General features: G+C 71.2%; 10 protein-coding genes and 1 tRNA gene. 8 read left to right on the top strand and 3 right to left on the bottom strand.

All coding sequences use genetic code 11. The annotated features are described in order from the left end of the window. The first annotated feature begins 566 nt into the window (after positions 1-566). From ETD86_RS15505 to ETD86_RS15490, 4 genes are all read left to right on the top strand, one after another. Entirely contained in the window at positions 567-1,781 is a 1,215-nt protein-coding gene (locus tag ETD86_RS15505) for a CynX/NimT family MFS transporter (protein WP_138666850.1), read from the top strand. A gap of 4 nt (positions 1,782-1,785) precedes the next feature. After that, the gene (locus ETD86_RS15500; RefSeq protein WP_138666849.1) at positions 1,786-2,613 is read left to right on the top strand and encodes an alanyl-tRNA editing protein; all 828 of its coding nucleotides are present in this window, start codon (positions 1,786-1,788) and stop codon (positions 2,611-2,613) included. Positions 2,614-2,701: 88 nt separating this feature from the next. Beyond that, positions 2,702-2,917 (top strand): helix-turn-helix domain-containing protein, encoded by a 216-nt coding sequence (locus tag ETD86_RS15495; RefSeq protein ID WP_138666848.1) that lies wholly within the window; start codon positions 2,702-2,704, stop codon positions 2,915-2,917. Between the two features lie 4 nt (positions 2,918-2,921). Beyond that, complete coding sequence (locus tag ETD86_RS15490) at positions 2,922-3,452, top strand: Clp protease N-terminal domain-containing protein (protein ID WP_138666847.1); 531 nt, start codon at positions 2,922-2,924, stop codon at positions 3,450-3,452. A 3-nt stretch (positions 3,453-3,455) separates the two neighbouring features. Here the strand turns inward: ETD86_RS15490 and ETD86_RS15485 are convergent, their stop codons facing one another. Next, positions 3,456-4,349 carry an RNA polymerase sigma-70 factor gene (locus ETD86_RS15485; RefSeq protein WP_138666846.1) on the bottom strand — a complete coding sequence of 298 codons (894 nt, stop codon included), beginning with the start codon at positions 4,347-4,349 and terminating at the stop codon, positions 3,456-3,458. 75 nt (positions 4,350-4,424) lie between these two features. Here ETD86_RS15485 and ETD86_RS15480 point away from each other — a divergent pair. Beyond that, positions 4,425-4,497, top strand: a tRNA-Ala gene (locus tag ETD86_RS15480). A gap of 225 nt (positions 4,498-4,722) precedes the next feature. On the opposite strand, the gene ETD86_RS15475 is transcribed toward ETD86_RS15480, so the two are convergent. Continuing rightward, complete coding sequence (locus ETD86_RS15475) at positions 4,723-4,953, bottom strand: hypothetical protein (RefSeq protein ID WP_138666845.1); 231 nt, start codon at positions 4,951-4,953, stop codon at positions 4,723-4,725. A 14-nt stretch (positions 4,954-4,967) separates the two neighbouring features. On the opposite strand from ETD86_RS15475, the gene ETD86_RS15470 reads away from it, so the two are divergent. Further along, positions 4,968-5,720 carry a sensor histidine kinase gene (locus ETD86_RS15470; protein ID WP_170223092.1) on the top strand — a complete coding sequence of 251 codons (753 nt, stop codon included), beginning with the start codon at positions 4,968-4,970 and terminating at the stop codon, positions 5,718-5,720. Here the strand turns inward: ETD86_RS15470 and ETD86_RS15465 are convergent. Continuing rightward, the gene (locus ETD86_RS15465; protein ID WP_138666843.1) at positions 5,717-6,325 is read right to left on the bottom strand and encodes a response regulator transcription factor; all 609 of its coding nucleotides are present in this window, start codon (positions 6,323-6,325) and stop codon (positions 5,717-5,719) included. The genes ETD86_RS15470 and ETD86_RS15465 overlap by 4 nt on opposite strands. Before the next feature lie 101 nt (positions 6,326-6,426). Here ETD86_RS15465 and ETD86_RS15460 point away from each other — a divergent pair, with 101 nt between their 5' ends. Together ETD86_RS15460 and ETD86_RS15455 are read left to right on the top strand one after the other, a co-directional pair. Further along, complete coding sequence (locus tag ETD86_RS15460) at positions 6,427-7,158, top strand: ABC transporter ATP-binding protein (protein ID WP_138666842.1); 732 nt, start codon at positions 6,427-6,429, stop codon at positions 7,156-7,158. Next, on the top strand, positions 7,158-9,494 hold the full coding sequence (locus tag ETD86_RS15455; protein ID WP_211370055.1) for an ABC transporter permease: 2,337 nt from the start codon (positions 7,158-7,160) through the stop codon (positions 9,492-9,494). Before ETD86_RS15460 ends, ETD86_RS15455 begins: the two co-directional genes overlap by 1 nt. Positions 9,495-9,506: the final 12 nt, after the last annotated feature.

Here is a 9,506-nt window from a genome sequence, read left to right as displayed (position 1 = left end):
GGCCCGACCCCTCCCGGCACCGAACCCCCCGAGGGGCCGCGCCCGGTCATGTGACCCACCTGGCGTGGCCCCTGGCAAGGGGCCGCGCCCCACCACCGGGGTGCTCAGCCCGTGACCGGCCATTCTGCAGGATCAGTCCCGGTGATGGCCGTCCAGGTTTCGTCCCCTTCAGCGGGGTGCTCGCGACAAGCGTCCATAATGCGGACCTTGTCGCCCGCGCGAGGGGTCCATCCCCCATGTCCAGGGCGATGCCAAGCCCCTCGATCGTCCACCGCCAGGTTGTGGAGTGAGGTGGCGAGGCCGGGGACCCCCTCGAACTGCAGCCGCGTGTCCGCGTGCTCCATCGCCGCGGACGGTTCCTCCCGCACGCCGCGGATCGCATCCGCGAGACGGACCCCGCGCCCTCGTCCACCGGCGCTCACCTCCAGCCCGTTGCCCTTGATGACTGATCGCGTCGCTACGAAGAACGCGACACCGGGCACGGCGGCCAGGAATAAACACCTGTTTCGGTCCTGTTAAGATGGCGATTCATCCCATGATTAGATGAGTGGAGGACATCGCCCGCCATGAGCGTGCTCGCCCAAGAGTCCAGAGGCAGAACAACCCCCCTCGCCTGGCTCCTCGTGCTGGGAATCGTCCTCGCCGCACTCAACCTCCGCACCGCCGTCACCAGCGTGGGCCCCCTCCTCGACCAGCTGTCCGGTGCGCTCGGCATGTCGAGCGTGGGCACCGGCCTGCTCACCACCCTCCCCGTGCTGGCCTTCGCCGGCGTGGGCGTCGTCACGCCGGCCCTCGCCAGGCGGGTCGGCGAGCACCGGCTCCTCCTGCTGGCGCTGCTCACGCTGGGCGTGGGCATGCTGGTCAGGGTGCTGGTCGAGTCCGCGCCGGTGTTCCTGCTGAGCAGCGCGGTCGCGCTGTCCGGCGGGGCCGTCGGCAACGTGCTCATCCCGACGCTGATCAAGCGGCACTTCCCGGCCCGTACCGGGATCATGACCACCGTCTACACCACGGCCCTGGCGACGGGCACCATGCTGGCCGCCGCCGCGACCGTGCCGATCGAGCGTGCCTCGGGGGACTGGCACATCGCGCTCGGCGTGTGGGCGGCCCTGGCCGCCGTCGCCGCCATTCCGTGGCTTGCGCTGCTGCGCAGTGAGCCGGAGCGGGACGCGGGCAGCAGGGATTCGGGCATCCGCCGGATGCTCGGCAGCAGGATGGCTTGGGTGATCGCGGTCTACTTCGGCACCCAGTCGATGATCGCGTACATCATGTTCGGCTGGCTCGCCGCGATCCTCGTCGACGGCGGCTACAGCACCTCGCAGGCCGGGCTGATCCTCGGGGTGTTCACCGCGCTGAACATCCCGGTCTCGGCCCTCGTGCCCGTCGTCGCCGCCCGGTTCCAGGACCAGCGTCCCGTGGTGGTCGGGCTCGTGGTGTTCTACGCGGCAGGGTTCCTGGGGCTCTGGTTGGGGCCGATCTCGTGGGCGATGGTGTGGGCGGTGCTGATCAGCGTCGGGATGGGGTCGTTCCCGCTGGCGCTGATGATGCTGGGCCTGCGCACGCGTACGCCGGAGACCACGGCCGCGTTGTCGGCGTTCGGCCAGAGCGGCGGCTACCTGATCGCCGGTGCCGGGCCGCTGCTGGTCGGCGTGCTGCACGAGCGGACCGGCGACTGGACGCTGCCGTACCTGCTGATCTTCGGCGTGCTCGTCGTCCAGCTCCTCACCGGCCTGTACGCCGGCCGCGACCGCTACCTGGAGGACGAGCGGCCGCTGGGACAATGACGAGGTGATATCCACTGCCGTCACCTTTCCGAGCGGCCGGGTTTCGGGCCGCTCCACGATCGTCGGGACCGTGCCGTCGGGGGACCGGCACGGCCTCGTCGTCGCCGAGACGCCGTTCCACCCCCTCGACCACACCTGGCCCGACCAGCCCGCCGATCGCGGCACGATCGGCGGCGTGCCGGTGGCCGACTGCGTGACCGGGGCGCGATCGAGCTCCGGCGACCTCTTCCTGGGTGACGCCATCCCGGTGCGGCGCGGCGCCGAGGGCTGGGAGTGGCTGGTCGTCCACGTGACCGAGACACCGCTGCCCGTGGGGGCCGAGGTTGAGCTGGAGGTGGACGCCGGATTCCGTGCGGCGCTCTCGGCCGGGCATACCGCCTGCCACCTGGCCGCGCTCGCGCTCAACGCGGCCCTCGCCGGCCGGTGGCGCAAGGAGGCGCCGCTGGACGCGCTCGGGCATCCCGACTTCGACCAGGCGGCCATCACCTCCTCGCGGATCGCCGAGTACGGCAGCGTGGACGTCTACCGCCTGGGCAAGTCGCTGCGCAAGAAGGGGTTCGCCACGGAGGACCTGGACCTCGAGCCGGTCGCTCAGCAGGTGAACGACCGGCTCAAGGCTTGGGTGGCCGCCGACGCGCCCGTCTGGCTCGACGTGCCGGGGCCCGGTCTGACGGCCCGCCGTACCTGGCACTGCGCATTGCCCGAGGGCGAGGCGTCGATCCCGTGCGGCGGCACCCACGTCGCTCGCACGGCGGAGCTGGGCCGGGTCGAGGTCACGCTGTCCCTGGAGGAGGCGGCCCTGACCATGCGCACCACCACCTTCCCCGGCTAGACGCGGACAGGCCGTCAGCGCCTCACCGAGCGGCGATAAATCGTCAGCATATGCTGACAAGCGGTCCGTGTCAGCATATGCTGACGCTATGGAAGTCACCGAACTGGCCGAGGCGGCCGCCGATCACGATCCCGGGGTGGGTCTGGCCGCGGTGGCCGCGCTCAGGACCCTGCTGGAGGAGCTGGAGGCGATGCACGTGTCGAACGCCCGCGCTCAAGGGTGGTCGTGGGAGCAGATCGCCGACTCGCTGGGGGTTCGGCGGCAGACCGCCCATCGTAAGCACGCTCGCCGGACAAGGGGGTAGCACGTTGTTCGCCAGGTTCACCGAAGACGCACGCCGGGCCGTGGTCAGGGCCGGGATCCTCGCGCTCGACGCCGGACGGCCGGCGCTCGACGCCGACCTGATGCTGCTGGGAGTGACCGAGGTACGGCCCTTCACGCTCTCGTCGTTCACCGCGTCCGCACACGACGTGCGGGAGCGGGTGGACGTCGGCGACGCGCGGTCGCTGCTCGCCACGCTGGGGATCGACCTCGACCAGGTGCACCGCCGCACCAGGACCGGCGCCGACACGCCCGCGGCGTGGCGGCTGCGGCGCTCCCGGCTGCGGCCGCTCCTGGTGACGTTGTACGGGCCGCTCGGCGAGATCCCGCTGGCCATGCACGCCAGGAAGGTGATCGAGGTGGCCCAGTGTCGGCCAGGACCGGTCACCGGGGAGCGCCTGCTCTGGGGACTGCTGGCCGACTGCTCCAACGGCGCCGCCAGGATCCTTTGCGACTCCGGAGTCGACCTCCCGGAGTTGGTACGCGAGATCGGCATGCCGGTCCGCCGGGCCGCCTGACGTTCAGCCCGCCGGACTGAGGTGAGCGATCTTCTCCGGGTTGGCGAGAAGGTAGATGGTCTCGATCTTGCCGTCCGCGACCAGCAGTGAGATCACCGTGATCACCTTGCCGTCCACCGAGATCACGATCGCCGGCCCGTTGTTCACTTCGGCCACCCCGAAGGACAGGCCGGCGATCTCCGCCATGCCGATCGAGGCCATGAAGCGGGCGATGCTTGCCGGTGTGTTGATCGACAACAGGTAGCGGCCGACCTTCTCCACGCCGGTGATGACCCGCAGTGCCGCCCTGGCCTTGCCGCCGCCGTCGCTGACCATCGTGACCTCGCTGGACAGCAGCTCGATCAGCCCGTCGAGGTCGCCGTTGGCGGAGGCGTCGATGAACCGCTCGGTGATCCGCCTCCGCTCGCCCCTGTCCACCTCGAAGCGCGGCCGCTTCTCCCGCACATGATCCCGCGCCCGCCGCGCCAGCTGCCTGGTGGCCGGCTCGCCCCGCCCGATGATCTCGGCGATCTCCGCGAACGGCAGGTCGAACGCCTCCCGCAACACGAACACGGCCCGCTCCAGCGGCGACAGCGTCTCCAGGACCACCAGCAGCGCCAACTCCACCGAGTCGGCCAGCTCGGCGTGCTCGGCGGCGTCGGGCTCGGTGCTGATCGGCTCGGGCAACCACGGGCCGACGTACGACTCCCGCCGCGACTTCGCCCACCGCAGCCGGTCGATGGCCAGCCGCGAGGTCACCCTGATCAGATAGGCCTTGGGGTCGTCGACCGTCGTCTCATCCACGCCCGACCAGCGCAGCCACGCCTCCTGGACGACGTCCTCGGCGTCGGCGACGCTGCCCAGGATCCGGTACGCGACTCCGGTCAAAAGGGCGCGATGGTCTTCAAAGGTGGACATGAAACCTAAGACGTACCACATGGCCTTCGGCGTGACACGGGCGCTTCAGGATTCCGATACACTTGGTGATCGCAAGGGGCTATGGCGCAGTTGGTAGCGCGCCTCCATGGCATGGAGGAGGTCTGGGGTTCGAATCCCCATAGCTCCACTCGATTTCTCAAGAGCCACGGCCGCGAGGCCGGGGCTCTTTTCGTCGGGCCTGAAGGCGTGAGGGGTCGGCCGGCGCCGGCCGCAGCGCTCTCGTGAGGGCCGCCCGGTGCTGAGCGAGGCGTCCCCTGATGATCGTGGGTTGACGGGGCATCTCGTAGGCTTCCGGCGTGAAAGAGCCGGCAAAGGTGATCGTGGCCGTGGTGTTCGCGGCTTTCTCGAGCGTTTACGTGGTGGCCGGGTCGCCCCTGGCGCTGGTCACGTTCGGCGTGCAGGTCGCCTTCGTCACACGACGGTCGTGGTGGTTGCTCGCCGTCCAGACCGTCGTGGCGTACGGCTCGGTGCTGGTCTTCGACACCTCCGTCGGGATCCTCGGCTTCGTCGGCGGGGCGCTGCTCCTGACCAGGCTGTGGCCCCTGGCCGTGGGGGTGGCGGGCAGCGCCGCCCGCGCTGCCACTGACGGCGGCGGTGGTGGCGGTCGTCGCGGTCGCGGCCACCTGGCTCGGCCTGCCGGTCCCGCTGACCGTGAACTACGCGATCAGCACGGTCGTGACCGGCCTGGTCGTGTACGGGCTCGTCAGGCTGGCGCAGCTGGCCAGGGAACTGCGCGAGTCCAGGGACGGCCTGGCCCGCGCGGCGGTCGTCGAGGAACGGCTGCGCGCCGCCCGGGATCTGCACGACCTCCTCGGGCACACGCTGGCCGCGATCCTGCTCAAGAGCGAGCTCGCCCGCCGCCTGGAGCCCGCGCGAGCCCGGCAGCAGCTCGACGACGTGCTGACGATGACCGAACGGGCGATGGAGGACCTGCGGACGGTGTCGGGCGGGCACGGGAAGTTGTCGCTGGGCGTGGAGGCGGAGTCGGCACGTTCCGTGCTGGCGGCCACAGGCATCGAGGTCTCGCTCAGCCTCGGTCATTCCGCCCTCGGCCAGGAGGTCGAGACCACGCTCGGCGCCGTGCTGCGCGAGGCCGTCACCAACGTCCTGCGGCACAGCTCGGCACGCCACTGCTCGATCACGACATCAGAGGAGGACGGCGTGGTACGGCTGAGCGTGCGCAACGACGGAGCGCGCTCGTCGAAGGGGCGCCATGGCTCGGCCGGCATCGGCAACCTCACCACCCGCCTGGCGGCTCTGGACGGGCGGCTCTCCGTCTCCCAGGAAGACGGCTGGTTCGAGCTGACCGCCACGGCCCCGACGCTCGCCTGGGTCCCCGCGTCCGTTTAGATCCACCCGGCTTCGGCGGCGATGCGGGCCGCGTCCGTGCGGTTGCGGGCGTTGAGCTTGGCGACGATCGCCGTGAGATAGTTCCGTACGGTGCCCGCGCTCAAGAACAGCTGGGCGGCGATCTCCGGCGCCTCGGCGCCTGCCGCGGCGAGCCGCAGCACGTCGGCTTCCCGTGGTGTGAGCGGATTGTCGGCCAGGTTCCACGCGGTGACGGCGAGCGAGGGATCCAGCACCCGCTCGCCCCGCGCGACCTTCCTGATCGCGGAGGTCAGCTCATCCGGCGGGGCGGTCTTCAGCAGGAACCCATCCACCTGGGACGCGAGCGCGCGGCGGAGGTGCCCCGGCTTGCCGTGCCCGGTGAGCATGAGCGTGCGGCACTCCGGCAGCCGCGTACGCAGCTCGCCGGCCGCGTCGAGGCCGTCCCTCGCGCCCGGCATGTCGATGTCCAGCACGGCCACGTCAGGCCGATGGGTCAGGGCGGCGGCGAGCGCCGCGTCCCCGGAATCGACCGCCGCGACCACCTCGATGTCGGATTCCAGGCTCAGCAGGGTCGCGAGGGCTTCCCTGATGACGTGCTGGTCCTCGGCCAGGAGTATGCGAATCACAAGGTGAAGTTCTACCAGTTTGTCCGGATCATGATGACGTCATGGCCGGATCGTGATCGGCTCTCTGGTGCCGGAAAGCCCAGATCAGCAGGCTTGTCCGCATGACAGAAGCGGTGCGGTTGAACGCGGCGAGCAAGGTGTACGGCAAGGGCCAGAGCGCGGTGGCGGCCCTGCGTGAGGTGTCGCTGGGCATCGAGAGAGGGACCTTCGCCGCGGTCATGGGCCCGTCGGGCTCGGGCAAGAGCACGTTCCTGCATTGCGCGGCCGGTCTCGACCTGCCCAGCTCGGGATCGGTGCGGCTGGGCGGCACCGAGCTGACGGGCATGAACGAGACCGCGCTGACCGAGCTGCGCAGGCAGCGCGTCGGATTCGTGTTCCAGGCGTTCAACCTGGTCTCCTCGCTGACCGTGATCGAGAACATCACGCTGCCGCTCTGCCTGGCGGGTGCGAAGGTGGACCGGGCCTGGCTGGCGGAGATCGTGCGCCGGGTGGGGCTCGAAGGGCGCACCGGACATCGGCCCGCCCAGTTGTCCGGCGGTCAGCAGCAGCGGGTGGCGCTGGCCAGGGCGTTGGTGACCAGGCCGGAGGTGGTGTTCGGCGACGAGCCGACGGGCGCCCTCGACACCATGACCGCGCGTGAGGTGCTGGTCCTGCTGCGCGAGGTCGTCTCCACGCTCGGCCAGACCGTGGTGATGGTCACCCACGACCCGGTGGCCGCCTCGTACGCCGACACCGCGCTGTTCCTGGCGGACGGCAGGATCGTGGACTCGATGAGCACGCCCGCCGCCGAGAAGGTGGCCGAGCGGATGACCAGGCTCGGGGCGTGGAAGTGATGATCTCCATCGCGTTGAGGACGCTCAGGCACCGCAGGGCGGGCTTCGCCGGCGCGTTCGTGGCCCTGCTGTTCGCGGCCGCGCTGGTGACGGCGTGCGGGATGTTGCTGGAGACGGGCTTGCGCGGCTCGGTGGCGCCCGAGCGGTACGCGGGCACGCCGGTGATCGTCGCAGGCGACCAGTTCGTCAGGCAGACGAAGGCCGGCGGGAAGTCCAAGGCCAAGCCGGTCTCCGAGCGCAGGTGGATCCCCGCCTCGATCGCCGAGGAGGTCAGCCGGATCCCCGGCGTCACCAAGGTCGTGACCGAGGTCACCTTCCCCTTTGCCGGCTTCACCGCACACGGCTGGGAATCGGCCCAGCTCACCCCGTTCACGCTGGCCGGCGGCCGGGCACCGAACGCGGCCGGCGAGGTGGTCGTGGACGCCAGAAACGCGACGGCGAAGATCCCCGGCTACCGGGTGGTCGGCGTCACCGCGCAGGCGCTGCCCAGCCAGGACACGATCTTCTTCACCACCCGCGAGGCCCGCCGCCTGGCCGGGCACGCCGGCCTGGTCACGGCGATCGGGGTTTTCCCCCAGGTGGACGTCACCGTCAAGGGCGCGCTCGCCTACACCGGCGACGAGCGCGGCGCGCTGGAGTTCCTCGACGCGGAGAGCGCCAGGGTCAAGCTGATCAGCCTCGGCGGCGCACTCGGTGGCACCTCGCTGCTGGTGGCGATCCTCGTGGTGGTGGGCACGTTCGCCCTTTCCCTTCAGCAGCGGCAGCGCGAGCTCGCCATGCTGCGGGCGGTCGCCGCCACGCCCAGGCAGGTCAGAAAGCTCATCGGCGGTGAGGCGCTGCTGGTCAGCGTGGCCGCCGGGCTGCTCGGCTCAGTCGCGGGGATGCTGGTGGGCTTCTGGTTGCAGGCCAGATTCGTCGCGCTGGGCGCCATGCCGGCGAACCTGCCTCTGGTCGTCAGCCCGTTCCCGGCGCTCGCCTCGGTCGCCGTCACCTTGGTGGCCGCGTGGACGGCGGCCCGCGTCTCCGCCCGCCGGATCACCAGGATCAGGCCGGTCGAGGCGCTGGGCGAGGCGGCGCTGCCCGGCTCCAGGCTGCCGTGGGCGCGGACGGTCGCGGGCGTGGTCGTCCTCGCGGGCGGCGTGGTGCTCACGATCGTGCTCTCCTCCCTTTCCACAGAGGCGGCCGCGAGCCCCGTCACCATGCTCACCGCGCTGGTCTGGACGATCGCGGTGGCCCTGCTGGGCCCGGCGATCGCGCGGGTGGCCGCCGCGGTGCCGCCGCGAGCCGCGGGCGCCGGCGGATACCTGGCGCTGAAGAACCTGCGCGCCGGCACCAGGCGGCTGGCCTCGGTGATCACGCCGCTCGCCCTGATGACCGCGATGACGTGCACGATCCTGTTCGTCCAGACCACCATGGGGCACGCCGGCCAGAACGAGGTGAACGCCGGCCTCAAGGCCGACTACGTGCTCGGCCCCGGCGCGTCCGCCGCGGGCGTTCGCGAGGTGCCGGGTGTCCGGGCGGCCACGGAGGTGCTGCGCACCACGGCGCGGATCGGCCTCGAGAAGTTCAGCGTGCAGGCGGTCACGCCCGACGGGCTGGACCGGACCATGGACCTGGACGTGACCGCGGGCTCGCTGGCCGGGTTCGGCACCACGTCGGCCGCGCTCAGCCGGACCGCCGCCGAGCGTCTGGACGCCGGCGTGGGCGACCAGATCGAGCTGGCCCTCGGCGACGGCACGCCCGCCGTGGTGAAGGTCGCGGCCATCTACACCCGCGGTCTCGGCTTCGGCGACCTCACGCTCTCGCACCAACTGGTCGCGGCACACGTGGACGACCCCCGCGGCACCGTGCTGGTCTCCGGTGGCGACCGCGCGGCGCTGGAGCGCGCGCTGCCCGGCGTGACCGTCCGCGCCCAGGCCGAGGCGGGCGAGATCGGCACGTCCAACGCCGCGGTGAACTATGTCGCGATGGGCCTGATCATCGCCTTCTGCGCCATCGCCGTGGTCAACACGCTGGCCATGTCCACTTCGGCCAGGTCACGGGAGCTCGCCCTGCTGCGCCTGGTCGGCGCCACGCGACGGCAGATCCTGCGGATGTTGCGCACGGAGACGCTGGTCGCGACCGTGGTGGCGGTGGTGATCGGGACGGGGATCTCGCTGGTGACGGTGACGGCGTTCAGCGTCGGGATGACCGGGTCGGCCGCGCCGTACCTGCCGCCGCTCACCTACCTCGCGGTGATCGCCGCACCGGCGGCGTTGGCCCTGATCGCCACCGTCATCCCGGCCAGGTTCGCCCTCCGGGTACACCCGACCGAGGCACTCGGTGCCCGGGAGTGACGTCAGGCGCAC

Source organism: Nonomuraea turkmeniaca (genome assembly GCF_005889735.1).
Taxonomy (GTDB): domain Bacteria; phylum Actinomycetota; class Actinomycetes; order Streptosporangiales; family Streptosporangiaceae; genus Nonomuraea; species Nonomuraea turkmeniaca.
This window is presented reverse-complemented; position numbering and strand designations above follow the sequence as displayed.

What these genes read in the sequence shown, in the direction of transcription:
- ETD86_RS15460 (WP_138666842.1), top strand. Translation starts at nt 6,427, where the DNA reads ATGACAGAAGCGGTGCGGTTGAACGCGGCGAGCAAGGTGTACGGCAAG.
- ETD86_RS15485 (WP_138666846.1), bottom strand. Translation starts at nt 4,349, where the DNA reads ATGTCCACCTTTGAAGACCATCGCGCCCTTTTGACCGGAGTCGCGTAC.
- ETD86_RS15495 (WP_138666848.1), top strand. Translation starts at nt 2,702, where the DNA reads ATGGAAGTCACCGAACTGGCCGAGGCGGCCGCCGATCACGATCCCGGG.
- ETD86_RS15455 (WP_211370055.1), top strand. Translation starts at nt 7,158, where the DNA reads ATGATCTCCATCGCGTTGAGGACGCTCAGGCACCGCAGGGCGGGCTTC.
- ETD86_RS15505 (WP_138666850.1), top strand. Translation starts at nt 567, where the DNA reads ATGAGCGTGCTCGCCCAAGAGTCCAGAGGCAGAACAACCCCCCTCGCC.